Source organism: Pseudomonas sp. Leaf48, from assembly GCF_001421885.1.
Taxonomy (GTDB): Bacteria; Pseudomonadota; Gammaproteobacteria; order Pseudomonadales; family Pseudomonadaceae; genus Aquipseudomonas.
The window spans coordinates 136,893-161,071 of record NZ_LMLH01000006.1 but is presented as its reverse complement, the minus strand read 5'-3'; the positions used below and the strand labels follow the sequence as shown (position 1 = coordinate 161,071).

At 59.7% G+C, this 24,179-nt stretch carries 18 protein-coding genes and 3 tRNA genes; 8 read left to right on the top strand and 13 right to left on the bottom strand.

What is annotated here, in order from left to right:
• Positions 1 to 91 precede the first annotated feature (91 nt).
• Genes ASE98_RS07020 through ASE98_RS07010 form a run of 3 tightly spaced genes read left to right on the top strand, consistent with a single transcriptional unit; the run spans position 92 to position 2,603 of the window.
• Complete coding sequence (locus tag ASE98_RS07020; protein ID WP_060540658.1) at positions 92 to 1,876, top strand: DUF1538 domain-containing protein; 1,785 nt, start codon at positions 92 to 94, stop codon at positions 1,874 to 1,876.
• Entirely contained in the window at positions 1,873 to 2,235 is a 363-nt protein-coding gene (locus ASE98_RS07015) for a P-II family nitrogen regulator (RefSeq protein WP_060540657.1), read from the top strand. The genes ASE98_RS07020 and ASE98_RS07015 overlap by 4 nt, the downstream gene beginning before the upstream one ends.
• Complete coding sequence (locus ASE98_RS07010) at positions 2,232 to 2,603, top strand: hypothetical protein (protein WP_060540656.1); 372 nt, start codon at positions 2,232 to 2,234, stop codon at positions 2,601 to 2,603. Before ASE98_RS07015 ends, ASE98_RS07010 begins: the two co-directional genes overlap by 4 nt.
• 117 nt (positions 2,604 to 2,720) lie before the next feature.
• Here the strand turns inward: ASE98_RS07010 and ASE98_RS07005 are convergent, their stop codons facing one another.
• Together ASE98_RS07005 and ASE98_RS07000 are read right to left on the bottom strand one after the other, a co-directional pair.
• Complete coding sequence (locus ASE98_RS07005) at positions 2,721 to 2,912, bottom strand: hypothetical protein (protein WP_060540655.1); 192 nt, start codon at positions 2,910 to 2,912, stop codon at positions 2,721 to 2,723.
• On the bottom strand, positions 2,909 to 4,060 hold the full coding sequence (locus tag ASE98_RS07000) for a PepSY-associated TM helix domain-containing protein (protein ID WP_060540654.1): 1,152 nt from the start codon (positions 4,058 to 4,060) through the stop codon (positions 2,909 to 2,911). Before ASE98_RS07000 ends, ASE98_RS07005 begins: the two co-directional genes overlap by 4 nt.
• Positions 4,061 to 4,423: 363 nt before the next feature.
• Here ASE98_RS07000 and ASE98_RS06995 point away from each other — a divergent pair, with 363 nt between their 5' ends.
• Positions 4,424 to 5,254 (top strand): alpha/beta fold hydrolase, encoded by an 831-nt coding sequence (locus tag ASE98_RS06995; RefSeq protein WP_060540653.1) that lies wholly within the window; start codon positions 4,424 to 4,426, stop codon positions 5,252 to 5,254.
• A gap of 55 nt (positions 5,255 to 5,309) precedes the next feature.
• On the opposite strand, the gene ASE98_RS06990 is transcribed toward ASE98_RS06995, so the two are convergent.
• Positions 5,310 to 5,720: a carboxymuconolactone decarboxylase family protein gene (locus ASE98_RS06990; RefSeq protein ID WP_060540652.1), complete on the bottom strand. Its 411-nt coding sequence runs from the start codon at positions 5,718 to 5,720 to the stop codon at positions 5,310 to 5,312.
• A gap of 142 nt (positions 5,721 to 5,862) precedes the next feature.
• On the opposite strand from ASE98_RS06990, the gene ASE98_RS06985 reads away from it, so the two are divergent.
• Complete coding sequence (locus ASE98_RS06985; protein ID WP_060540651.1) at positions 5,863 to 6,909, top strand: AraC family transcriptional regulator; 1,047 nt, start codon at positions 5,863 to 5,865, stop codon at positions 6,907 to 6,909.
• A gap of 84 nt (positions 6,910 to 6,993) precedes the next feature.
• On the opposite strand, the gene ASE98_RS26475 is transcribed toward ASE98_RS06985, so the two are convergent.
• The gene (locus ASE98_RS26475; protein WP_060540650.1) at positions 6,994 to 7,233 is read right to left on the bottom strand and encodes a hypothetical protein; all 240 of its coding nucleotides are present in this window, start codon (positions 7,231 to 7,233) and stop codon (positions 6,994 to 6,996) included.
• Positions 7,234 to 7,390: 157 nt separating this feature from the next.
• Positions 7,391 to 8,272 carry a LysR family transcriptional regulator gene (locus tag ASE98_RS06975; protein ID WP_060540649.1) on the bottom strand — a complete coding sequence of 294 codons (882 nt, stop codon included), beginning with the start codon at positions 8,270 to 8,272 and terminating at the stop codon, positions 7,391 to 7,393.
• 99 nt (positions 8,273 to 8,371) lie between these two features.
• On the opposite strand from ASE98_RS06975, the gene ASE98_RS06970 reads away from it, so the two are divergent.
• Positions 8,372 to 9,583, top strand: a complete 1,212-nt coding sequence (locus ASE98_RS06970) for an MFS transporter (RefSeq protein ID WP_060540648.1) — start codon at positions 8,372 to 8,374, stop codon at positions 9,581 to 9,583.
• A gap of 82 nt (positions 9,584 to 9,665) precedes the next feature.
• Here the strand turns inward: ASE98_RS06970 and ASE98_RS06965 are convergent, their stop codons facing one another.
• Positions 9,666 to 11,402: a LuxR C-terminal-related transcriptional regulator gene (locus tag ASE98_RS06965; protein ID WP_060540647.1), complete on the bottom strand. Its 1,737-nt coding sequence runs from the start codon at positions 11,400 to 11,402 to the stop codon at positions 9,666 to 9,668.
• Positions 11,403 to 11,558: 156 nt separating this feature from the next.
• Here ASE98_RS06965 and ASE98_RS06960 point away from each other — a divergent pair, with 156 nt between their 5' ends.
• Positions 11,559 to 16,211: an autotransporter outer membrane beta-barrel domain-containing protein gene (locus ASE98_RS06960; RefSeq protein WP_060540646.1), complete on the top strand. Its 4,653-nt coding sequence runs from the start codon at positions 11,559 to 11,561 to the stop codon at positions 16,209 to 16,211.
• A 317-nt stretch (positions 16,212 to 16,528) separates the two neighbouring features.
• On the opposite strand, the gene ASE98_RS06955 is transcribed toward ASE98_RS06960, so the two are convergent.
• Positions 16,529 to 17,536, bottom strand: a complete 1,008-nt coding sequence (locus ASE98_RS06955; RefSeq protein ID WP_060540645.1) for a zinc-dependent alcohol dehydrogenase family protein — start codon at positions 17,534 to 17,536, stop codon at positions 16,529 to 16,531.
• Positions 17,537 to 17,950: 414 nt separating this feature from the next.
• Here ASE98_RS06955 and ASE98_RS06950 point away from each other — a divergent pair, with 414 nt between their 5' ends.
• Positions 17,951 to 18,448, top strand: coding sequence for a substrate-binding domain-containing protein (locus tag ASE98_RS06950; RefSeq protein WP_082457488.1), 498 nt, complete (start codon positions 17,951 to 17,953; stop codon positions 18,446 to 18,448).
• Between the two features lie 184 nt (positions 18,449 to 18,632).
• Here ASE98_RS06950 and ASE98_RS06945 read toward each other — a convergent pair.
• From ASE98_RS06945 to pgsA, 6 genes are all read right to left on the bottom strand, one after another.
• A tRNA-Leu gene (locus ASE98_RS06945) sits at positions 18,633 to 18,719 on the bottom strand.
• 443 nt (positions 18,720 to 19,162) lie between these two features.
• Positions 19,163 to 22,690: a calcium-binding protein gene (locus ASE98_RS06940; RefSeq protein WP_156465478.1), complete on the bottom strand. Its 3,528-nt coding sequence runs from the start codon at positions 22,688 to 22,690 to the stop codon at positions 19,163 to 19,165.
• A 21-nt stretch (positions 22,691 to 22,711) separates the two neighbouring features.
• Complete coding sequence (locus tag ASE98_RS06935; protein ID WP_060540642.1) at positions 22,712 to 22,906, bottom strand: hypothetical protein; 195 nt, start codon at positions 22,904 to 22,906, stop codon at positions 22,712 to 22,714.
• A gap of 424 nt (positions 22,907 to 23,330) precedes the next feature.
• Positions 23,331 to 23,404, bottom strand: a tRNA-Cys gene (locus ASE98_RS06930).
• A gap of 47 nt (positions 23,405 to 23,451) precedes the next feature.
• Positions 23,452 to 23,527: transfer RNA gene (locus ASE98_RS06925), tRNA-Gly, on the bottom strand.
• A 60-nt stretch (positions 23,528 to 23,587) separates the two neighbouring features.
• Positions 23,588 to 24,148, bottom strand: coding sequence for a CDP-diacylglycerol--glycerol-3-phosphate 3-phosphatidyltransferase (gene pgsA, locus ASE98_RS06920; RefSeq protein ID WP_060540641.1), 561 nt, complete (start codon positions 24,146 to 24,148; stop codon positions 23,588 to 23,590).
• Positions 24,149 to 24,179: the final 31 nt, after the last annotated feature.

Sequence of the window (24,179 nt, the reverse complement as noted above, 5' to 3'; positions counted from 1 at the left end):
GCACATAAATAGCCTCTTTATCTCGTACAGCTCGCAGAGCGCTATGACTGCGGCCGGTTCCTTCTGATAGATAACCTCAACAGATGACCTTATGAAAGACCCCATTCGTTACGCCGACTATTTGCATAGGGTCGGAGCCCGTCGCCGCGAAATTCCCATGCGTGAACTGGTATCGGCCCCGGTACGCGATGCCGATGGCCGCTGGCAGGCCGCCCCGCACAAAGCTGCGAAATTGCGTGCAGGCGAGGTCGTCGCCATCCTCAAGCCGTATCTCAGCGTGCGGCTAATGGAGCAGGTTCGCGCCGTGGTGCCGCTGGCCCTTTACCTGGTGCTGTTCCAGATCATCATCCTGCGCCAGTTGGTTGAGGACTCGCTGCTTGTCGCCGGCGGCCTGTTTGCCGTGATCGTCGGACTGATGCTGTTCATGGAAGGCTTGAAGCTCGGCCTGATGCCATTCGGCGAAGTCATCGGCAGCAACCTTCCACGCAAGTTATCCCTGCCCGTGGTGTTACTGGTGACCCTGCTGCTGGGCATCGGGGTGACTTTCGCTGAACCGGCCATCGGCGCGCTGCGTGCCGCCGGGCAGAACGTTTCCGCAGAGCGCGCGCCTTATCTCTGGGCGATACTCAACCAGTGGACCAGTGAGCTGGTCCTGGTGGTCGGGGCCAGCGTCGGCCTTGCCGCAGTCATCGGGACGCTGCGCTTTCTCTACGGCTGGAGCCTGAAGCCGCTGATCTACATGTCCCTGGCCCCTGTTCTGCTGCTGACGGTGTACATGAGCAGTGATCCTGAGCTTGCAAAAATCATTGGCCTGGCCTGGGATGCCGGCGCGGTCACCACCGGGCCGGTCACTGTACCGCTGGTGCTGGCGCTGGGCATCGGCATTGCAGCTGCCGCAGGCAAAGGCGGTTCAGGGCTGTCCGGGTTCGGCATTGTCACACTGGCCTCACTGTTTCCCGTCGCCGGGGTCATGCTGCTGGGTCTGTACGTGTCCGCTATTTCCTCGCCGGCGGAGATCATCGCTGCGGCCCAGAGCGCAACCGGCGCCGGACAACTGGCAGCAGACTGGCACAGGGTCAGCCCCGGACTGGAGATCGTTTCGGGGGTGCGGGCCATCGTGCCTCTGGTGATATTCCTGCTGATAGTGCTCAAACTGCTGCTGCGCCAGAGTCTGCCGCGGCGCAACGAGATCTTCCTCGGTATCGGCCTGACCGTGGTGGGCATGTGCGTGTTCAACCTCGGGCTGACCTACGGCCTGTCGAAACTGGGAGGCAGTGCGGGCTCGCTGATCCCGGCGGCATTCATGCAGACTCCCGGCGTGGACGACTCCCCTCTTTACATGTACGAGGTGGGGTTGGTACTGGCCCTGGTTTTCGCCTGGGTGCTCGGGTACGGCGCAACCGTCGCCGAACCCGCGCTGAATGCGCTCGGCGTCACCGCCGAGACCCTCACCAACGGGTTTATCCGCAAGCGCAGCCTGATACGCGCAGTATCGATAGGCGTCGCCTGCGGTATTGCCGTGGGCGTGGCCAAGCTGGTGTTCGACCTGCCACTGGTGTGGCTGGTAATACCGCCCTACCTGCTTGCTGCGGTGCTCACGGTCTTTTCGAGCGAAGAGTTCGTCAATGTGGCCTGGGATAGCGCCGGCGTTACCACGGGGCCGATCACCGTGCCGCTCGTTCTGGCCATGGGCCTGGGGCTGGGCAACGCCACCAACGCGGTCGAGGGTTTTGGCATTCTGTGTATGGCATCGGTCGGCCCTGTCATCAGCGTCATGCTCCTCGGGCAGTGGGCGCGCTTGCAGTTGTGGAGACAGGCAACGGCCACCACGCAACAGCCGGCGAATCAATTATTGAGCAGCGGAGAAGCTGGATGAAAGCTGAAGGGATTACCTACCTGACTGACGTTGCACTGATCACCTGCATTGTCGCCGTCGGGCGCGCAGACGTTGTGATTCGTGCGGCACAAGGCATGGGCGCGCCAGGCGCCATCGTCTACCACGCCAACGGCATTGGCCCCCGTGAGCGGCTTGGCCTGCTCAGCATCGCCATCGATGCGGAGAAAGAAGTGGTCAGCCTGCTGGTGGCTGCCGAGTACCAGGATGCGGTTCTTGAGGCCATCTACCACGCCGCCGACCTGGGTGTTCCCGGCGCCGGCATGATCTATGCGACACCGGTGGAAAAAGTGGCCACCTACATCCCCCGTGAAACGCTGGAACAAGGGAAAGCCTCGTGAGCATGGCGAACGCGGCAATACCGGGCGGGGCGGCAAAACTCATCACCTGCATATTGCCCGACGACGGCACGGAACGCAGGCTGTTGCTCCTGCTGCAAGAGGCGCATGGCATTACCCGCGCGGACAGCGTCAGCTGCCGTGGCGTGGCCGTATTGCAGGCCGCCAAGGCACGCGGCAACGAAGTGCCGGAGGCGGTGCTCTCCCGGGTGGTCAACGTGGTGGTGGATGAAGCCGAAGCCGAAGCGGTGTTCGACTTCATCTGTGTACATGCCGGACTGACTGAACCTGGCAGAGGCGTGATGTACATGGTTGCGCTGAACTTCGCCACGCCAATGACGATGCCTGCGGCCGCCTTCCCTGCCGTTTAAGATCAACGCAAGTCAACACGCCCTCGAAGCAGCTCCATCATGGAGCTGCCAAACCGGATTGAGCGGCGCGGTTCGACAAGCCGGCAGAAGCGCTGCAGAGCAGAACGCCGACTGCGATCACCCAAGCGCCCGTTTCGAGCGACGCAAGCGTAGCCAAACCACCCCGAGCAACAGCAACGGCACCCCCAGGCTGAGCCACGACAAAAGGTCATAGACCTCATCGCCGATCAATGCCGATATCAGGCCAAACAGACTCAATAGCGCCACGAGCAGTGGCCAGCGGAATATCATCCAGAGCCCGCGCCTCATGCCCTGCCCTCCGTCTCAAGGTCGCTGGTCTGAAGTTCGGCCAGGCGTTTTTCCAGCGGTACCTTGCGTCGTCCCAGCCAGAGGTACAGACCGCTACCCAGGACGACGATGGTGATGATGTCGAGCAGTGTCCAGATGATCTTCAACGGCAAGCCGCCATAGTCGCCGAAGTGCAACGGTTGCGAGACCAGCAAGGTTTTCACGTACAGAGGCATCTCGCGCATATCGGTCAGCTCACCGGTGCTGGCATCCACCAGGGCGGGCTTGAGCAAACGTGCTGTCAGTGGCGTAGTCCCACGCATGAACACCGCGTAATGATGCTGGCTGCTGAACTGGGTACCGGGAAATGCGATGAAACTCGGCTCCATGCCCGGCGCCGCGTTACGCGCAGTTTGCAACGCGTTGTGCAACGAGCCGAGACCCTTGAGCGGCGGTGCGTCAACGTAGGGCGCGGTCATCTCTGCCAGTTGGCCACTCTGCCACATGCCAAGTATCGGCAGCGCCAGCGTATTGATGACACCGGTGGCGCCAACCACCAGGACCCAGGCCAGGGTGACGACCCCGAGCACATTGTGCAGGTCCAGCCATTTCAGTCGTGAACTGCGCCCGCTACGCACGGTGGCAAAGTCCAGCTTGCGCATGAACGGTGTGTACACCACCACGCCGGAAACCAGCGAGGCCACCAGCAGCAACCCCATCAAACCGAGGAACAGATAGCCAGGCAGACCGAGGAACAAATCGGTATGCAGGCGAAACATCAGAGTCATGAAGCCATCGTCCGGTGGCTCTGGCGCAAACAACTCGCCGGTGCGCGTATCGAACGGCTGAACGTGAGCTTCAAGCGGCGGTGGCACCAGGGTCGGTGCAGTGATCACCGCACCCAGGGGGTCTTGCGGATCGAAACTGACGAATCGCACGACCTCACCCGGCCGTGCCGCCAGTGCACCGGCGATAACCTTGTCGTAGTCGATCTGTGGTGAATCGGCGGTAAGCGGACGCAGTTCCGGGTGCGGCTCGAAATAGTGCTCGATCTCTTCATGAAAGATCAGCGGCAACCCCGTCAGACACAGCAGCAACAGAAAGACAGTGGAGATCAGGCTGGTCCACTTGTGGACCAGGTACCATTTACGCAAGGCTCGGGCAGTCATATTCGGTTCTTTCCTGAAAATTCCACGATTGCCGAGAGTTGCAACATACGGCCGGCGTGCGGGCACACAAGACAATTGGCATAGCGCCAGTCTGGCTGTTTGCGCTCGCCGCATATTTGGGAATGCGTCGCATTATATCCGGGCGTTTTATCCACTACAAGCCATGGGCCATCATCGCCAGGCCAGACCACTACGAAAGTTTCCAATCCAGAGGTAGATTCCCAGCGCCGGGCCATACTGACGGGTTCAGTGGTAGTGGCCGCAAGTTTGTTGGTACCGCTATCCAGCTTTAGCGAATGGACGCAAGCCGCTGATACGCACAGTGCAACCCAACACACATCCGATCATCAGGAGATGCACGCCATGAACTTCATTACCACCAAAGACGGCACCCGGATTTTTTACAAGGATTGGGGCCCGAAAGATGCGACGCCCATTGTGTTTCACCACGGCTGGCCATTGAGCGCAGACGACTGGGACAACCAGATGATGTTTTTTCTGCTCAAAGGCTACCGCGTGATCGCCCACGACCGCCGGGGTCATGGGCGTTCGACCCAAACCTGGGTGGGCAACGAAATGGACACCTACACCGCCGACGTCATCGAGTTGACCGATGCACTCGACCTTAAAGGTGCGATCCATGTCGGCCATTCGACTGGTGGCGGAGAAGTGGCGCGTTACACTGCACGGGCCAAACCAGGTCGGGTTGCCAAAGCGGTCCTGATCAGCGCAGTACCGCCGATTATGGTGAAGTCAGAGAAGAACCCCGGCGGCTTACCGCTGGAAGTGTTCGACGGCTTTCGGGCGGCGCTGGTCGCCAGCCGCGCGCAGTTTTACGTGGACGTGCCGTCGGGGCCGTTCTACGGATTCAATCGACCGGGCGCCAAGGTTTCCCAAGGCGCAATCGACAACTGGTGGCGGCAAGGCATGATGGGCGGTGCAAAAGCTCACTACGATTGCATCAAGGCGTTTTCCGAGACCGACTTCACCGAAGATCTGAAGGCGATTGAGGTGCCGACACTGGTGATGCATGGCGATGACGACCAGATAGTGCCGTATGCCGACTCTGCGCCGCTTTCGGCCAAACTATTGAAGCACTCCACGCTCAAGACGTACGCGGGTTTTCCTCATGGAATGCCAACAACTCATGCGGATCAGATCAACGCTGATCTGTTGGCATTCATCCGCGGTTGAGCACTCACGGCACGACGGCGCGCTGAGCGCCGTCGGTGTCGGTGTAGGAGGAAATTCAGTAGCTGCCTTGCCTCGGGCCCTCCGCCGCCAGCTTCTGCGCTTCTTCAATCAGCAGAGGAGCGCCCACCGCCATGCTGTGGATGCCCAGCACCGAGGTCAGCTGCAACACTGCAAGCACTTCCTCTACGCTGACGCCAAGCTCCAGGGCCTTGCGGATGTGACGGCGTACGCCCGGAGCGTACAAATGAGTGCAAGAGGCGTCGACAGCGATCGAGATCAATTCGACAGTCTTGGGGTCCAGCACCTCTTTATGCATGGGGTGCACGGCCATGGAGAGGAATTTCTCGATCCACTCGGCATCCAGTTCGGCCATGGTGCTCCAGGCTGGATTCCAGTTGCCGGCTTCGCGCATGGCATCGCAGGTTGGCGTGGTTGGCGTGCTCGGCTTGGGCTGATTCAGCGGCATGGACAGTTCCTTTATTATTGTTCGTCGTTGAACCCACTGTAAGGTCACTTTGCTGATTCGGGTTGACCGATCGGGACATGAACTTGACATTTCGGGACATCGGCCTGCTAAGCTGGTCACTGTTTCGCAATGGAAATCACCTATGAGCGGTCTTGTTCGCAGTGCCAGCCTGACCAACTACGTGGAAGTGGCGCGCTCGTTTGATGTTGACCATCTGCAGCAGTTGCGCCTCGCCGGCCTCCATCCACGATGCCTGCTCGAACCGGATTTGAAGATCCCTACCGACGCCGTAGCGCAACTGCTGGAAAGTTCTGCGCGCGAGGCCGGTGTCGACGATTTTGGTTTGCGCATGGCGCAAACTCGCAAGCTCTCCAATCTGGGCCCCCTGGCACTGCTATGGCGCGACGAGCCAACCATCCGCTCGGCCTTGCACGCGTTTCGCGACTTCCTCTACCTGCACAATCAGGGGCTGGTAATGAATATCGAGGAAAGCGGCGGCGTCGTGGTCTTGCGCATGGAGCAAGTCACATTGGGCAACGTGTCGGTCCGTCAGACGACTGAGTTGTCCATTGCGGTGACCCACCGCCTGCTGAAAACCTTGCTGGGTAATCACTGGCATCCATCCATGGTTTGCTTCCGTCACGCTGCGCCGCTCGACGACAGCCGACACCGGCGAGTGTTCGCCACTTCGGTCCAGTTCAACAGCCTGATGGATGGCATCGTTTGTCGCAGTACTGACTTCGACACGGCACTGCCAAGCGCCGATCCGGACATGGCGCGTTATGTTCATCAGTATCTGGACAGCATCCGCGAAGAATCCCGGACCGCGTTACTTGAACAGGTGCGCCAGATGATCTGGATGCTCTTGCCCACGGGCCGTTGCTCGGTAGAGCAGGTTGCGGCCAACCTGGGCTTTGACAGGCGTACGCTGCATCGCAAGCTGGCACTGGAAGGTGAAACATTTTCTACTCTGTTGGACCAGGTACGTGCCGAGTTGGCAATGCGCCACCTGGCACATTCCAACCACCCTTTGGGCGAGATTGCCGGTGTCCTGGGGTTTTCAGAACTCAGTGCCTTCTCTCGCTGGTTCAGTCGGCACTTCGATTGCAGTCCCTCCAACTGGAGAGCGCGTCAGGCCAGTTGCAAACCTGGATCGCGCCCCAGGCAAGGCCCGCCTGGTTTCCCGTAGATCCGCACAGGGATGGACCGCTTTTCGGCCGGGAGTCACCCTGCACCGATCTGGACTGCTGCCATGTGGACCTGTTCATCGCAATTATTTTCGAGATTGCCGAGGCCGTAGCTCATGGCCGCGCTCATCGCCAGAGCGCTCGCCCTGGCTGCCTGCGCGAAGATCGAGCAGATAACACTGACACAGATGCAGAACAATCATGACAGTAGCGTAGGCGCAGTACTCGGCGGCCTTGGCGGAGTCGGAGTCGGAGTCGGAGTCGGCGTCGGCGTCGGCGTCGGCGTCGGCAGCCTGATCGGTCGCGGCACCGGGCGCCCTCATCATTTACGACTCGCGCAGGATTCAACGGTGTAATGAGCCCCCATTAGCCTCCTGGCTAATTTCGACCCTCGGACGATACACAAACATCACGTCAATACCGACCTCGACGGCATCGCTGGCTCGCCGATCAACCTGCGCCGCGAGCAAATTGGAACCGTGTCTATCGGCTTGAACAAAATCCGTCCAGCGAACACGCCATGAACGCCTCGGCCGCAGGTGTTGGAGACGTGGACCACAGCGCATAGACACAGCGCCCAGGTGCATCGCTCACAGGGATCGCTACCATTTCGCGTAACCCTTGCGCGATGGTGGCTGGTACCAAGCCAATGGCCAGACCACGGCGGACGAATTTTTTCACCAGGTCCATGCTATCGACCTCGAACTGCACACGGTGATGGAGGCGCTGCGCCATGAACGCTTCGTCTGTCTGGCGCCGTGCACTGGTGCCGGAAGGAAAATCCACCAGAGGTTCCTCCACCAGGTCGGTCAGCGACACTAAAGTGCTCTTCGCCAAGTGGTGACTCTGCGGCACCACGACGACTAATTCCTCTTCAGCCAGCAAGCGCCATTGCACTCCTTCCAGGCGTACTCCCGGCCAAAACCCGACAAAGGCGATATCCAGGCGGCGTTGCCGCACATCGTCAAGAAGCGTTTCGCTCTGGGCCACCCTCAAGCGGATGTCCACCTGATCGAATCGCTGATGGAACTGCCCTAAGCATTCGACCAGATCGAGGGAGGTCAGTGACGAAATTGTTCCTATCGATAAGGCGCCACGCACCTCTCCACACGCTGCTGCCACGTCATGGGCCACTCGCTGTGCGGCATCGAGGGCAATTCGTGCACTGCGCACAAACGCTTCGCCGGCGGGCGTAAGGCTGACGCGCCGCGACGTTCGCTCAAACAGCTTCGCTCCCAGTTGCCCCTCCAGGCGTGCCACCTGATGGCTCAGGGCCGACTGCACGGTGTGGCAGCGTTCGGCGGCCAGGGTAAAGCTGCCTTCCTCGGCCACGGCCAGCGCATATTCCATTTGCTTAAGGTTCATGAGTATCTTGTTTTACGATCAATCGGATCTCAACAATACATTGGTGTCATACATACGCGCTATTGATACTGGCCGCCTCACTATTCCAAGGAGGTTTGTATGTCGCAGACTCGCCCGCTACTCAGTCGCGGATTGACGTTCCTGATGGCGACCGCTACCGGTCTGGCCGTGGCCAGCAATTACTACGCGCAGCCTTTGCTGCACACCATTGCCGCAGAGTTTGGCCTGGAAACCCGCGATGCCGGACTCATCGTCATCGCCGCTCAACTGAGCTATGGCGCAGGCTTGTTTTTCCTGGTGCCGCTGGGCGATCTACTGGAGCAACGGCGCCTGGTTGTACTCATGACAATCCTCAGCGCCCTGGGCCTGCTGCTCAGTTGGGCGGCACCGAGTGTTGGCTGGCTGATTCTGGGCACCACCCTGACAGGGCTGTTTTCAGTGGCGGCACAGGTTCTGGTGCCCATGGCTGCCAGCATGGCCGAGCCCGAACGTCGTGGGCGCGTAGTCGGGACCATGATGAGCGGTCTATTGCTCGGCATTTTGCTGGCGCGCACGGTAGCGGGCGGTCTCTCGACCTTGGGTGGGTGGCGGAGCATCTACCTGGTGGCGAGTGCCTTGATGCTGATATGCGCAATCACCCTATGGAAGGCATTGCCACCGCGTCGCCAAACGGTCCAGATGAGCTACCTGCAATTGCTTGGGTCGGTACTGCAATTATTCATCGATGAACCGGTGCTGCGCTTGCGAGCCGGATTGGGGATGCTCAGCTTTTGTCTGTTTGCGTTGTTCTGGACACCCTTGACGTTTCTTTTGGCGAATGCACCCTATGAGTATTCCGATGCCACGATTGGCCTGTTCGGGTTGGTGGGAGCAGCCGGAGCATTGGGGGCCTCGCTAGGGGGACGCCTGGCGGATCAAGGTAAAGGACTACTCACCACATTCGTTGGTTTGGTGGTGTTGCTGTTGGCCTGGGTGCCGTTGTTGTGGGCCAAAGAATCGTTGATTGCGTTGTTGGTTGGCGTAGTGGTTTTGGATCTGGCGGTGCAATTGGTGCATGTCAGCAATCAGAACGCTGTCTATGCACTGCAACCACAAGCCCGCAATCGCCTGAATGCAGGCTACATCACCTGCTATTTTCTCGGCGGGGCAATGGGTTCGATGCTCGGCGCTCAGCTCTACCAGGCACAGGGTTGGAACGGGGTCGTCATCGCCGGGATTGCCATCAGCCTGTTGGCGTTAGCGGTGGGAAGTATCGGCCTGATGCGCCAGCGCAGGGTGCACCTGCCAACAGCTGCAGACTCAGGTATATAGGGAGACCGCGCGTGAGATAAAGGGGTGACGGGTGACAGCTTTTACACCCGTTGCAGAAGTCGGCGCCGGTTTTCCTATGCCCCTAATGTGAGGAGCCCAGGTCTTGTGCCACATCCAGTTCAAGGCGCCACACAAGTGCCTTGCCATCCACACTGGATTCGGTCTGCACCTTGCCTTGCAGTTCCAACACCAGGCGCTGGATGCTGGCATACGCCAACAGGGCCGATGGGGCGTCTTCGGCCGGTTCATGCCAAGGCGACAATTCAAGACTCAGGCGTAGAAAGCCACGGGGCAAAATGTGCGTCGTCAGAATCATGGAGATTTCAGGGGGCGGTGTTCCCTGCAGCAGATAGGCAAACAGGTTTTCCAGCAATTGACGGTAATGTCGGACATCGATCCAGGCGCTTTTCAAGCCCCGCAGGCCCGGCCCCAGATTCAACTGACAACCCTTTGATTCAAGCTGCGGGTGAATGGGCCCAAGCAGCTCTTCAGTCAGTGCTCCCAGGTTGCGGGCCTCATGCTGTGTCTCCTGATGGTGGGCATCGAGCATTATCCAGTCGTCGAGCCTGGTCAGGGACTGGCGCATACTGTCGACGTGCCGGCTCAGCGTGTCCAAAATGCGTTCAGAGTGGTCGAGCTCTGGCAACAGAATTTCCCTTAGGCTTTTATTCATCGCCTCAGTTTGCGCCTTGAACTCCTGGCTTACCGCCATCAGCGTGGAACTTTTCAGGTGACTTTCGTAACGAGCCTCGGCACCTTCGTGACGCAATTTGGTGAGCAGCCTGTCGCGTTCCGTCAGGTCGCGCATGCCACCGAACATGGCGACAAGTTCACCGGCCTCGTTACGGAATGGCGTACACCAGATATACATAACGTTCGATACCCCGTCATTCTCGAACACGACTTCGGCCATGAACGACTCCTGGCGGATGACGGCTTCGCGCATGCGCATGTGTGAATTCTGGCGCATCTGCGCCGGCAGCCATTTTGCCTGCGCAAGCGTGGTGCCTCGAATGTTCTCGAAGCTTTCACCTGTGTACGCAAGGTAACGGCGATTACTCATCAGTAGCCGTCCTTCCAGATCGCGCACGAACATTGGGTATGGCGCCGAATCGAGCAACGCACGCAACAAGTCGTATTCACGCAGCAGTTGCGGATCCAGGTAGGGCTCGTGCCCAACGCCGGGGTCTTCACCGGCGACCAGGCCAAACGTACGGGCCACTTCCAGCAACTGGAAATCATTGCTGACCTTGAGCTTCTGATGCAGGCGCGCTTTGTAGGTACTCACTGTTTTGTAGCTGAGGCTCAATTGCTCGGCGATGTCTTTATTGTTGAGCCCTTGACTGAGCATCTGCAAAACCGTGAGTTCGCGTCCTGACAATTGCTCCAGTTCGCTCTCACCCTCCCCGCGCACGCTTTGGGCGTCCTGACGGGAAACTTCACGCGGAAAATAACGGCGCCCATGGCTGAGCGCCACAAGGGCACTTTCCAGTTCTGTCACGGCGTCGGCTTTGCTGACATAGGCATCCGCCCCGGCTTGTAGCGAGCGCGTGGCATAGAGACTGGCCTCCTGGACGCTATAGACCAGCAACTTGATGTCTTCGTCGCTGGCCCTCAGTCGGCGCAGCAGATCCAGACCGCCCAGACCCGGGACCAACAACTCGATGATCACCATTTCCGGGTGCAACTGGCGGCATTGCATCAGCGCATCCTGGCCATTGTCGACTTCGCCCAGCACGGTGTGGCCTGCACGCTCAAGCAACGCCCGCAGACCATTGCGAACGATGGGGAGCGGGTCCACGAGCAGCACGGTGCCCATGCTTTTTTCCCTATGAGTCGATTCCTGTGCCCAAGCATAGACCAGGGCAACAATAGAGAGTCACTCCTACAACCACGTTAAAACGTCTCCGACATCCCCGGCCATCCCCGACGAGCAGACTGCTGGCATCTACTTTCCAGCGCCCGCGAGGCTGCCATGACTACTCACAACGACAAACCAGGCACTCACCCTACCTTTCAACATACCCCCCTGGGGCGTGCCATCAGCCTGCTTTTGGCCGGTGTATTCACCTTCTGCGTGACAGAAGCCGAAGCCGAGGAGAATTCAGTTGTGCCATGCGCCGACGACTTTTGCCCACCCTCCTCAGCCGCTTCCATCGCCGCCCCTTCGTACCTTTTGATCGCCATGCGCGCCAGTGAGCAGGCCCCGCTGGTTTTCACCCGGCAGTTACTGGGCACACCCGCCCCGCTGGTCGTTACCAGCGCCGATGGTATTGGCATTGCCGACGCTGGCAGCCATGACGACGCCACCGTCAACCTGAGTGCAACCCGCACCATTGGCGTGTTGGCGCAAGCGGCGAGCAGCGTCGGTTTCGAGCGCGGCACCGTCAACAGCATCGCCCTGACCGCCGCCAATGCCAATGAGCAAATAGCCCTGCAGGCACACGACGGCGGCCAGTTGAGCGGCACGGGAGTGACCGTCAATCTGGCTCCGAAGACTGCAAAAGGGGCCATCATCACTGCGAACAACTTGACCGGTGTCAGTGCGCAGGCGGGTGGTCAGGTATCGTTGCGCGACAGCGAAATCACCCTCGGTGGAGGCGTCAACGGTCTGAACAATCAAGGGCTGGTCGCCACGGGCACCGGCAGCCACATTGACTTCCTCGGCGGTTCGGTCAACACCCAATCGAAGGGCTCGATCGCAGCGCTCGCCCAAGACGGCGGCAAAATCACCCTCGGCCAAGGCAGCACCCTCACAACCAGTGGTGCCAACAGCCCAACCACCGGCAGCCATGGCCTGAAGGCGCAAGGCGCGGGTAGCCAGATCAGCGCCCGCCAGCTCAGCGTCACTACCAGTGGTGCCCGGGCCAATGCTGTGCGTGCCGAGAGCGGTGCGCGTATTGACCTCGACGCTGCCACGCTCGATACCGGTAGCGCAGTGTATGGCCATGGCCTGCTGGCGACGGGTGAGAACAGTCAGATTTCCCTCGACAACGGATCCGTCACGACCGCCGGTAAAGGAGCTGTCGGTGCCTGGGCGCAGGACGGCGCCCGAATCCAGCTGGGGCAAGGCACGCAAATCAGCACCAGTGGCGCGTCCGTCAACAATGCTTCGGCGCCGCAGGATGAGAAAACCCTCAGTATCAGCCACGGGTTGCTGGCCAGCGGCAGTGATAGCCGGATCGATGCCACCGACGTTACGGTGCGCAGCAATGCCGTCTCTGCCAGCGGTGCCCGCGCCGAAGCGGGTGCAAACATCCAGCTTGAACGCAGCGAACTTATCAGTACCGGTGCCGCCACCAGCACCTCCAGCACCGCTGTGCTGCACGCCCTGAGCGGTGCCAGCATCCTGGCCGATGGCGTCCACGCCAGCGCAACCGGCAACTACATCGGCGGTGTACGCGCCGATGGCAATGGCAGCAAGGTCACGTTGAACCAAGGCAGCGTGGCGCTCAAAGGCGCTGGCAGCGCCGCTGATTTCTCCTCCGCTGCCCGCGCCATGAATGGCGGCGCCGTGAGCATCGAAGGCACCGGGTTGTCGACTCAGGGAACCTTCAGTCACGGCGTCAGCGTCGAAGGCAACGACTCCCGGGCCGCCATTACCGGTAGCCGCATCGCCGTCGGTGGTGCCCGCGCCCATGGCGTTTATGTCAACGAGGGTGCCAGCGCCGAAGTGAGCAGCAGCGACATCCGTCTCGATCCTGCGGCTACCGCAGTCGGCCCCTGGGGGCTCGGCGCATTGGTTGAAGGCCAAGGCTCGCGCCTGCTGCTGAACGACAGCGAAGTGCGTACCACACAAAAAACCAGCTATGGCGTACGCGCTCTCGAAGGTGCCGACCTGGAACTCAACAATGGCCTGATCGACACACAAGGCAACTATTCGGCCGGGCTTAGCGCAGGCAGCTCGACGGTAATCGCGCGCAACCTGAGCGTCCGTACCTCGGGCGATGACAATGCCATGGGTGTCGTGGCGGACGCCGGCTCGACCATCAACCTGTACGGTGGATCGGTGACCACCAGTGGCAACGGCTCACCGGTGCAATCGAACCTGACCTTCCCCCATGCCTTGACCTCGCGTAACGAGGGGGCCCAGCTCAATGCCTATGGCACCAGCGTGCAGACGCTTGGCAATCAGGCCTATGGCGCTGCGGTGGATGATGGCGGCAGCATGCTGCTGGAGGGGCTGACGGTAAAAACCGCCGGACAATACTCGACTGGCCTTTACGCCGGCATCGGTACACTCAAACCCGGCCAGGTGAGCCTGAGCGCCCGCAATGTCAGCGTCGAAACCCTGGGTCAGCAAGCCGCCGGCGCACTGGTCAGCCGTCAGTACCAGTCCCCGACCGCCACCCTCGAATTGATCGACTCCACACTCACCACCCGTGGTCAGTTGTCCCATGGCCTGCAAGCCGAATCCGGGGCACAGCTTCGCGCCAGCAACAGCGCCGTCAGCACCCATGGCGAAAGCGCTCTGGGCGTGCTGGCCAACAACCAGGCCGGCGTGCAACTCGACCAGGTCGGGGTTAACACCCACGGTGACCTGGCCCATGCTCTGGTGGCCAAAAACGCTGCCGTGCTGGACGTCACCCACAGCACCATCAATGCCGGTGGCGCCCAGGCTGCGGCGCTCTACAGCCAAGGCACCGACACACTTCCAGGCCAGGCAAACGTGGACAACAGCGTGCTGCACAACCGGGAGGGCGCAACCGTAGCCGTCGCTGGCGTGGCCGATCTCAAGCTGCGCGACAGCGTCGTGGGTGGCAGCGGTCAGTGGTTGAATGTCGACAGCGCACTGGACAGCGATGGCAGTCAGGTACCGGACATGGGCACAGGCCTGTGGCAAGGTGTCGGCCGCTCGCTGGCCAGCGCAGGCAACGCCAATATCGATGTGGCAGGCTCAGTACTCAACGGCTCGGCCCGTACGGCCGGCGATAGCCATTCCACTGTCAATTTGCGCGATAGCAGCCTGTGGAACCTGACCGGAGATTCGAATCTGGGCACCCTGCGCAATGAATCCAGTCTGATCGACTTCAGCGCACCAGTGGGCGGAAAATTCAAGAACCTGACGGTCAACGCCTATCATGGCGCCAACGGCACCTTCGCGCTCAACACCTACCTTTACACCGACGACTCCCCTTCCGACAAGCTGGTAGTGGACGGCGGCAAGGCCGATGGCAACAGCAATCTACTCATCAAGAATGCCGGGGGCCCCGGTGCCGTGACCCAGGGTAATGGCATCCTCGTGGTCGATGCAGTCAACGGTGCAACCACCACAACCGACGCGTTCCGCCTGCTCAACAAGGTCAAGGCCGGCCCTTACGAATACAACCTGCACCGTGCCAGCCTTGATGGCAGCAACACCCAAGCCTGGTATTTGCGTTCGACCCGGGACGTTGGCCCGGTTGATCCTGTTGATCCTGTTGATCCTGTTGATCCTGTTGATCCGGTAGTGCCAGTGGAACCGGTCAAGCCTGTTGACCCAGTCGTGCCTGTGACGCCGGTCAAGCCTGTTGAACCCGTCGTGCCAGTAGCGCCGGTTGACCCGCAGACTTCAGAAACCCCGAGTACTCCGTCCAATCCGGAGGTACCGGTGGTGCAACCGCAGCAACCGCTCGCGCCAATGCGCCCGCAAGTACCCAACTACCGTGCAGAAACCTCGCTGTACCGCGCGCTGCCCGGGATGCTCCTGAACTACAGCCGTGCCATGGTTGATACCCTGCATGAGCGCATCGGCGAAGAACGCCGGATGAGCACCGATGCGCTGCCCGTGGAAGCAGTCGACAGCTACGGCCCAAGCCTGGGCTGGGGGCGGTTGATCCACCGCAAGGGCAACGACGAACTGGGCGATAACGCACGCTCCGACTACCGGATTCAGGCGTTCCAGGTCGGTGCCGATCTGTACCGTAACGAAGACGTCGATGGCAGTACTGACCAGGCAGGCCTGTCGCTGAACTTCGGCCGCATCAGCGCCAGCATTGAACACAGCGACGGTACCAACGCTGGCGACGATCTGCTGCGCGCCTACGGTGTCGGTGGCTATTGGACACACTTCGGCCCTGAAGGCTGGTACCTGGACGGCGTACTTCAGTTCAACCGCTTCGACATCAAGGCAACCCCCATTGACATGGATGCGTTCAAGACCCGCGGCCACGGGGTCACCGCTTCCCTGGAAGGTGGCTACCCGTTCCATGCCAACAAAGACAAAAACCTGCACATCGAGCCACAAGCCCAAGTGATCGTCAGCAAGGTCCGGATCGACGACAACCATGACGAGGCCGCCAAAGTGCGCTTCGAAGATGTGGACTCCCTGACCGGCCGCCTTGGTGTACGTATCGACAAAGACTGGTTCCGCGAGGACGCCAAAGGCAAGCTACATCGCACCAACGGATGGGTTCGCCCAAGCGTCTGGCACGAGTTCAAAGGCAAGACAAAGACCGAATTTTCTTCCACCGACGGCTATGTTCCCTTCGCCACCGACATGAGCGGGACATGGGGTGAGCTTAATCTGGGCGTCGACTACCAGGTCGATGAACGCACCACCGTCACCGGTTCGGTTGGCTATCAGAAAGCATTTGGCGAGGACAGCCGAAGCTATGAAGGCATACTCGGGATCAAGGTGAAGTTCTGAATAAAAACGCCCGGTTCGATCGGGCGTTTTCCAATCATCAGCAAGCGCGACAAGGGGCGTTAAACTTCAGTTCGGAACTGGTCCGGGACGTTTTCCCCTTGTCATAGGCAGAAGTCGGTCGATTTCTGCCTTTTTCCTTTGAGGAGAATCTGGCACGCGACGCTGGATTTGCGCCGGTTATCCCGCTGGCGCGAGCCAATGCAGGTTTGCCGGGCTGCCCGCTTGGCGGCGTTTGGACCGAGGCCAAACTCAAGCGTAATTCAAGCTCATCTGCGCGCTTACCCCGGCCAGCTTTCGCGTCAGGAAGTGCTTTGAGTTCAATAGTGAAGGCAGATCTTGCCAAAGTGACTGGCGCTAAGCTGGTGGGCAAAGGCCTCGGCAATCTGCTCCAGTGGATAGCGGCTGTCGATGACGGGGCGCCAGCTGAAGTTTTCCAGTGCTCGCACCATATCCTGCTGCTGCTCGCGACTGCCGACGATCAAGCCACGCAGAGTTTGTTGCTTGCGCATCAACTCCAGAGTTGGAACGCTGCCGCAAATACCGGTGAGTACGCCTATCAGCGCGATGTGGCCGCCGGGTGCGCAGGCGCGTATGGATTGGGGCAATGTGCCCGGACCACCCACTTCGACCACTATGTCGGCACCACGCCCCTCTGTGGCGTCCAGCACGGAGTCTCCCCACTCTGGTTGGCTTTTGTAATTGATGACTTGGTCGGCCCCCAGCGCCAGTAGGCGCTCCCTCTTGGTTTCGGACGAGGTCGTGGCAATTACCCGGGCGCCCATGGATTTGGCCATCTGCAACGCCAGGATGGAAACGCCGCCGGTTCCCAGCACCAGCACCGTATCGCCCGCCTGAATGCGCCCGTCGACCACCAGCGCACGCCAGGCGGTCAGGCCTGCCGTGGTCAGAGTGGCGGCTTCTTCGTGGGTGTAGCCCTTGGGCGCGAGGGTGAACGCATCAGTAGCCATGTTGACTACTTCGCGGGCAAAGCCGTCGACGCCATCGCCAGGCACCGTCTGAAAGGTGGTGGGCACGACCCGCCCCGATTTCCAGGAGGGGAAGAAGCACGACAGCACGTGGTCGCCAACGGCGAACTCGGTCACTCCTTCGCCAACAGCGGTGACGACTCCGGCACCATCGGACATGGGGATGCGCCCATTCTCTGCGCGGGCATGGCCGGTGACGACGCCGAGGTCGTGATAATTGAGCGAGCTGGCATGAATCCGCACCTGAATCTCACCCTCTTGAGGCGCGCCCGGGGCAGGCATGTCGACCAGGCGCATATTATCCAGACCAGCGGGGTGTTGCAGTTGAATGACTTTCATGATGGTCCTAGAGTTAGTCTTGCGCTAAAGCACGCATGCTGTTCATACCGATGACGAAGTGCAACTTCAGGTCGTTCTTTGCGCACAGTACGTGTTGATGCCTCTTTATAACAATACCGCCGACCTAGCGCCCATCCCTTCATATCCCATTTCCTGATGCTACGCATTTGATCCGGGGGCAATCGGTACACGACGACGCCTTCCTGCACGAAGCCTGCGTGCAGCTTGAAGCGCACTTTGCAATAGGCCAGGCCACTGCTGGTCGAAACCGGCGGCGCCTTGGCCATCAGAGGTCTGGATATTGGTGAACTTCATGGCTGGATCTTCATTTGCAAAATGGGCAGGCGTTAACCTACAGCGACGGCGCATTCGAGCCCGCTGCGAGGTCAGTGTTAACGATGAACGCGTGATTACTTGGGCGCGTACTGCACCTCGCCGCCACCGAATGACCAGTCTTCACGGCTGACGTCTCCCAGCCGGCCGCCCGAAGGGTTTGCCGGGCGCTTTATCACGACCCTTGAGGTGCTGGTGGTGCAATGCAAGCGCAAGCCGTTGACCGACCGCCATACCGACATCGAGGCCCTGGCGAATCAACCCTGGATTCTGAATCCGCAAGGATGCGGTTATCGGGCGGCGCTGGAGCGAGCGATGGGCAGTACAGGGAAAAACATTCACCTGAGTGTCGATACCCATGGCACCGAGATGCAACTGCGCATGGTCGCGGCGGGGCTCGGCCTGGGCTTGATCCCGCGCAAAGTCTTGAACCGGTGCAGTTCCTTCAATGACCTGACGGTGGTCGAGGTCAACGATTTTTCCCTGAGGCTTGATATCTGGCTGGTGCACCCATCCCAGGTGGGCAATCTGAAACAGGCGACCGAACTCGTCGGCCAGACCGTGGCGCAAGGGTTTTAGATCCGCAGTGTGTGCTCGGCACAGGTCCACTTTGGACCCCCTTCTGCCCCGCGCAACATCAGGACGCGCGAAGGGATGAAGGTTACTCCAACAAAGTGACCAATTGCGGAACTCGTCAAAAATTGCGGACCAGAAACGAACAAGGGCTTGCATCCGCTTTCGCCCGCAAACCCTTGATTTTAAATGGTGCCCGAAGCCGGAATCGAACCGGCACGCCCTTACGAGCGGGGGATTTTAAGTCCCATGCGTCTACCAGTTTCGCCATTCGGGCGGTAGCGCGGTGAAGTCGTCTGAATTCAGTCGATTAGCAACTGGTAGTCCTGACGCTTGTGCAGCAGAGGTGGGAATATATACATACCACCCCGGTGAAGCAAGTTCGCAAAGATCCTTTTCAAGACTAATTCTTGCAAGGCATTGCAAATAAAAAGCTCCGTAAATCATGGATCTACGGAGCTTGTTTATTAGTGGAGGCCGAGGCCGGAACGATCCGACATAGGTTGCTATGTAGCCCACTAACAAAGTCAAGCAGATCAGTAGGTTAGCATACCGTACATTGCGCAAGCTACTGATTTTAAAAGGCCTGCTGCCCACGTGGTCGCGTTCGACAGGTTGAATCCTCAGCCACTGCCACCCTCTAGAGGCGCGGAGAGCATCAAGGGGGATTCACTAAGTACCAACATGCAAGATGCTGGATTTAGCGCTCTCCCCCGCGAGTCAAAGCATGAAGTCCGCCGTCGTCAGACTGCTGGTGCCGACGATCTGGATGGCGAACTCGGCGGCGCTGTCCGCATCGGTATTGCCATACAGCACGCCCCCTGCAACCTTCAACTGCCCGGCTGTGCTGAAGGCGGCTGTACTGCCGATGACCGAGTTGAAGGCGTCATTGGCGAGCGTCGCCGTGTTGGCATCCAGTGTCGACAGATCGATCTTGTCGGCTCCTCGGGTGAAGTCGGTGATTATGTCCCAGGTGGAGCTGGTCAGCCCCGTTTCGGCGAGGGCGTTGAAATCGAAGATATCGTTTCCGATACCACCGGTTAGAACATCCTTGCCTGTACTGCCGATCAAGGTGTCGTTCCCGCCCTCGCCCAGCAGAGTGTCATTGCCAACACCACCGCTAAGCAGGTTGGCGACGGCGTTTCCCGTGAGCTTATCGTTGTAGTTGGAGCCGGTGAGGTTTTCGATGCCCAGCAGGATATCGGAACTTGATCCACCGGTATTCTGGGCCGTGGTCACAGCCAGGCTGGCGGTGACTGCGCTGCCCGCATAGACGTAGGAGGCCGTATCGACGCCGGTGCTGCCATCGAGCACGTTGCTGCCAGCCCCGGAATAGAGGGTGTTGTCGAGGCTGTTGCCCGTAAGGATCCCGGCCCCGGTCGTGACGACGCGACCATGCTCGACATTGGCGCCAAGCGTGTAGACGCTCAAAGAGCTGTAGACCGTGTCGCTGCCGCCAATGCTGGCCGTCGCATTGGTTTCCGTAACGACGTCGCCAGTGTTGTCTACGTAGTAGGTGTCTGAACCATCACCGCCCGTCATCCGGTCGAGGCCTGCGCCGCCGTTCAAAACGTCATTGCCGGCGCCACCATTGAGCAGGTTGGCGGCGGCGTCACCCGTGAGCTTGTCGTTGTAATTTGAGCCGGTGAGGTTTTCGATGGCTGCCAGGGTGTCGGAACCTGATCCGCCGGTAGCCTGGGCTGTGGTCACGGCCAGGCTGACGGTGACCGCGCTGCCGGCATAGGCGTAGGACGCCGTGTCGATGCCGGTGCTGCCATTGAGGACGTTGTTACCGGCCGCGGCAAAGAGGGTGTTGTTGAGGCTGTTGCCCGTGAGGGCGGCAACCCCGGTGCCGAGAAGGCGACCGTTCTCGACATTGGCGCCCAGGGTATAGGCGTCGAGATAGGTGTAGACCGTGTCGCTGCCACCGGTGCTGACAGTCGCATTGGTTTCAATCACGACGTCGCCGGCGCTGCTGACATAGTAGGTATCAGAACCCTCACCGCCCGTCATCCTGTCGAGGCCTGCGCCGCCATTCAATACGTCATTGCCGGCGCCACCATTGAGCAGGTTGCCGGCGGCATTACCTGTGAGGTTGTCGTTGTAGTTGGAGCCGTTGAGGTTTTCGATGGCGATCAGGGTGTCGGAGCCTGATCCGCCGGTGGCCTGGGCCGTGGTCACCGCCAGGCTGACGGTGACTGCGCTGCCGGCATAGAGGTAGGAGGCGTTGTCAGCGCCAGTACTGCCATTGAGGACGTTGTTGCCAGCTGCGGCATAGAGGGTGTTGTTGAGGCTGTTGCCCGCAATCGCGGCGACCCCGGTGGCAAGGATGCGACCGTCCTCCACATTGGCACCAAGGGTGTAGGCGCCTAGATAGCTGTAGACCGTGTCGATGCCGCCAGTGCTGGCGGTGGCATTGGTTTCAATCACGACGTCGTCGGCGCTGCTGACGTAGTAGGTGTCTGCACCCTCACCGCCCGTCATCCTGTCGAGCCCTGCGCCGCCATTCAAAACGTCGTTGCCAGCGCCACCGTTCAGCAGGTTGGCGGCAGCGTTGCCCGTGAGCTTGTCGTCGTAGTTGGAGCCTGTAAGGTTTTCGATGGCAATCAGGGTGTCTGTGCCTGATCCTGCGGTTGCCTGGGCCGTGGTCACGGCCAGGCTGACGGTGACGGCGCTGGCGGCATAAACGTAGGCGGCCGTGTCGACGCCGGTACTGCCATTGAGCACATTGTTGCCAGCTCCGGCATAAAGGGTGTTGCCGAGGCTGTTGCCCGTCAGGGCGGCGACCCCGGCGGCGAGGATGCGACCGTTCTCGACATTGGCGCCGAGAGTGTAGGCGCCAAGAGAGCTATGCACCGTATCGCTTCCACCGCTGCTGAGCGTCACGTCGGTTTCGCGAACGACATCGCCGGCATTGTCAACGAAGTAGGTGTCGTTACCGCGTCCGCCGATCAACGTGTCCGCACCCGACCTGCCGCTGAGCACATTGGCCCCATTATCGCCATACAGAACATCATTGAAACTGCTGCCGATGATGTTCTCGATATTCAACAACTGGTCGGCAAAGTCCGCGGGGGTTCGTGCAATGTTGTTGATGACGTCCCCGCCGGTGTCCGAAGCATGCCTGTTGTCAAGCAGGGCAATGACTCCCGTTGCATACCCCAAGCCGCCTTCCAGGTCGACGATCACGCTCGATTGGGCATTGGCATAACTGACGAAATCGTTGCCGGTGCCACCGTCGAGGGTTTCGCCGAGGTAGAACCAATAATCAAAGCCGCCGGTCAGATTGCCATATTCATCGTATGTCTTCTCGTACTCTATCGACTCCAGCGTCGCCGAATATCCGCCTTCAGCCATCAGGGTATCGTTGCCGCCTTCTCCCTTGACGAGATCACTGCCGGCGTTGCCATCCAGGGTATTGTCTTGCGCGTTACCGATCAGGGTGTCGTTGAAGCGACTTCCAATCACCGCCTCGAAGCCGCCCAGGGTGTCCACGCCAGAGCCGCCGGTGTCTTGCGCTAGGGTGACGGCCAGATTGATGGTGACTGCGCCCGCATCTTCATATGAAACGGTATCGAAGCCTGTGCTGCCGTGGAGACCATTGTCGCCGCTACCCGCGTAGAGCACGTTGTCGAGCGCGTTGCCGGCCATTTTGGTGACCCCGGTCGAGAGCGTGCGGCCACTCTCGATATTGGCACCGAGCACGTACCTGTCGAGGGAGGTCGCGACCAGATCAACGCCGCCTGTGCTGGTTTCGCTGACCACATCGCCGACATTGTCGACGTAATAGGTGTCATCTCCATCACCGCCCCGCATGGTGTCGATACCCGTACCTCCGTCCAGGATATCGTCGCCGCCGTAGCCCATCAGGGTATTCTTGCCGCTGTTGCCGCTGTTGCCGGTCAGCCGGTTGTTCAGGTCGTTACCGTCACCGTTGATATTTTTGCTGCCGGTGAGTTCCAGGTTTTCCAGGGTGCTGCCCAGGGTGTAGCTGTCCAGGCTGGACTTGACTAGATCGGTACCCCCGCTGCCTACGATTTGGTCCTGGTCTACGTGATAGTTGTAAAAATAGCTGTCGCCGACGCCCTTTGGGGTGGCTAATGCCCCCGCAGACTCAAAGGAAACCCAATGGGTGGCCTCACTGCTGCCACGGGACCAGTAGCTGGCTTCGCCCCAATACAGTCCTTCGCCAAACAAGATAGCGTTGATTGGCGGTGGAGTAGAACCCCATACATACATGAGGTCCATGACGCCGGTAATCAAAAGCCCTCATACACTGGTGAAGTCAGACTTCAGTTCGGGGATTTTATCGAGAATGTAAATGTCATCCCCACTGCCACCGCTCAGAATGTCCAGCCCTACACCGCCGTCGAGAATGTCATCCCCCGCCAGGCCAAAAATACTGTCGGCCTCACTTGTCCCGATCACAACGTCATTGTTCGTAGTGCCGCTTATCACGCCCATGTTTTTTCCTTTAATCAGGGCAGCAAGTGGCATCCCACGCGGCCATATTGTTCGTTGTCATCAATGACAGGCGGGTAATACCACCAGGCATCTCATCGAAATTTGTCGAAGCCGCGCAGGTCAGCGTACAAATAGAGTGGCTCCCATTATATGTAGCCATTTGCCATCGCGCTTGCCCAGTCGTCGTCTCGTATGAGATCTGTTGCAACAATAGATTTACGCAATGCCAGGCAAATTACTGCCATCAAGGCCGCTTTGCTTGCGGGGATACGTCGGACCGGTATTGATGGAGGCAGTGGCTTACGCTTTTGGCTAGCTGATTAAGCCAGAGGGATGGAGAGCAGTCCGCCAGTTGCGGAACACTTCACTTTTTCGAAGCCAATAAAAAACCCCGTAGACATTAATCTACGGGGTTGTTTATTAGTGGAGGCCGAGGTCGGAATCGAACCGGCGTAGGCGGATTTGCAATCCGCTGCATAACCATTTTGCTACTCGGCCTCAAAACATTTGCTGTCAGGTAGCACAACATCAAATGCGTACAAACTTGGAGCGGGAAACGAGACTCGAACTCGCGACCCCGACCTTGGCAAGGTCGTGCTCTACCAACTGAGCTATTCCCGCTTGGTGTGGCGCATTCTATAGATTCCAGAAGCCCCGTCAACCCCTTGATTCAAAAAAGTTTTATTTCTTTTCAACGTCGGTCTTCAGATGCGGCCAGGCAGCGCGCAAGTATTGGACCATCGACCACAAGGTCAGGCCTGCGGACACCATCAGCAGGGTGTAACCCAACAGGACCCAGAAGCTGAAGTCCGATGGATTGGCCAGCAGGATCACCAGCGCCAGCATTTGCGCGGCGGTTTTCCATTTGCCCAGGTTCGATACGGCGACGTGGGCGCGGGCGCCGAGTTCGGCCATCCACTCACGCAGCGCCGAGACGACGATTTCGCGACCGATGATCACGGCGGCAGGCAGCGTGAGCCACAAGTTGCCATGTTCCTGGACGAGCAATACCAATGCGACGGCAACCATCAGCTTGTCGGCCACCGGGTCCAGGAAGGCCCCGAACGGCGTGCTCTGCTCCAGGCGGCGGGCGAGGTATCCATCCAGCCAGTCTGTTGCGGCAGCAAAGGCGAAGACCGAGGCGGATGCCAGGTAGCTCCATTGGTAAGGCAGGTAGAACAGTAAAATGAAGATCGGTATGAGCAGGACGCGTAGAACGGTAATCAGATTAGGGATATTCATCGGCACAACTGGCTACGAGGTGAGGGAGCAT

Bases quoted from the DNA above. Each gene is read 5' to 3' on its own strand.
- ASE98_RS06990 (WP_060540652.1), bottom strand. From the start codon at position 5,720: ATGCCGCTGAATCAGCCCAAGCCGAGCACGCCAACCACGCCAACCTGC.
- ASE98_RS06935 (WP_060540642.1), bottom strand. From the start codon at position 22,906: ATGGGCGTGATAAGCGGCACTACGAACAATGACGTTGTGATCGGGACA.
- ASE98_RS06995 (WP_060540653.1), top strand. From the start codon at position 4,424: ATGAACTTCATTACCACCAAAGACGGCACCCGGATTTTTTACAAGGAT.
- ASE98_RS06960 (WP_060540646.1), top strand. From the start codon at position 11,559: ATGACTACTCACAACGACAAACCAGGCACTCACCCTACCTTTCAACAT.
- ASE98_RS06975 (WP_060540649.1), bottom strand. From the start codon at position 8,272: ATGAACCTTAAGCAAATGGAATATGCGCTGGCCGTGGCCGAGGAAGGC.
- pgsA (WP_060540641.1), bottom strand. From the start codon at position 24,148: ATGAATATCCCTAATCTGATTACCGTTCTACGCGTCCTGCTCATACCG.
- ASE98_RS07015 (WP_060540657.1), top strand. From the start codon at position 1,873: ATGAAAGCTGAAGGGATTACCTACCTGACTGACGTTGCACTGATCACC.
- ASE98_RS06940 (WP_156465478.1), bottom strand. From the start codon at position 22,690: ATGGACCTCATGTATGTATGGGGTTCTACTCCACCGCCAATCAACGCT.
- ASE98_RS06955 (WP_060540645.1), bottom strand. From the start codon at position 17,536: ATGAAAGTCATTCAACTGCAACACCCCGCTGGTCTGGATAATATGCGC.
- ASE98_RS06965 (WP_060540647.1), bottom strand. From the start codon at position 11,402: ATGGGCACCGTGCTGCTCGTGGACCCGCTCCCCATCGTTCGCAATGGT.
- ASE98_RS07020 (WP_060540658.1), top strand. From the start codon at position 92: ATGAAAGACCCCATTCGTTACGCCGACTATTTGCATAGGGTCGGAGCC.
- ASE98_RS07000 (WP_060540654.1), bottom strand. From the start codon at position 4,060: ATGACTGCCCGAGCCTTGCGTAAATGGTACCTGGTCCACAAGTGGACC.
- ASE98_RS06985 (WP_060540651.1), top strand. From the start codon at position 5,863: ATGAGCGGTCTTGTTCGCAGTGCCAGCCTGACCAACTACGTGGAAGTG.
- ASE98_RS06970 (WP_060540648.1), top strand. From the start codon at position 8,372: ATGTCGCAGACTCGCCCGCTACTCAGTCGCGGATTGACGTTCCTGATG.
- ASE98_RS26475 (WP_060540650.1), bottom strand. From the start codon at position 7,233: ATGATGAGGGCGCCCGGTGCCGCGACCGATCAGGCTGCCGACGCCGAC.
- ASE98_RS07005 (WP_060540655.1), bottom strand. From the start codon at position 2,912: ATGAGGCGCGGGCTCTGGATGATATTCCGCTGGCCACTGCTCGTGGCG.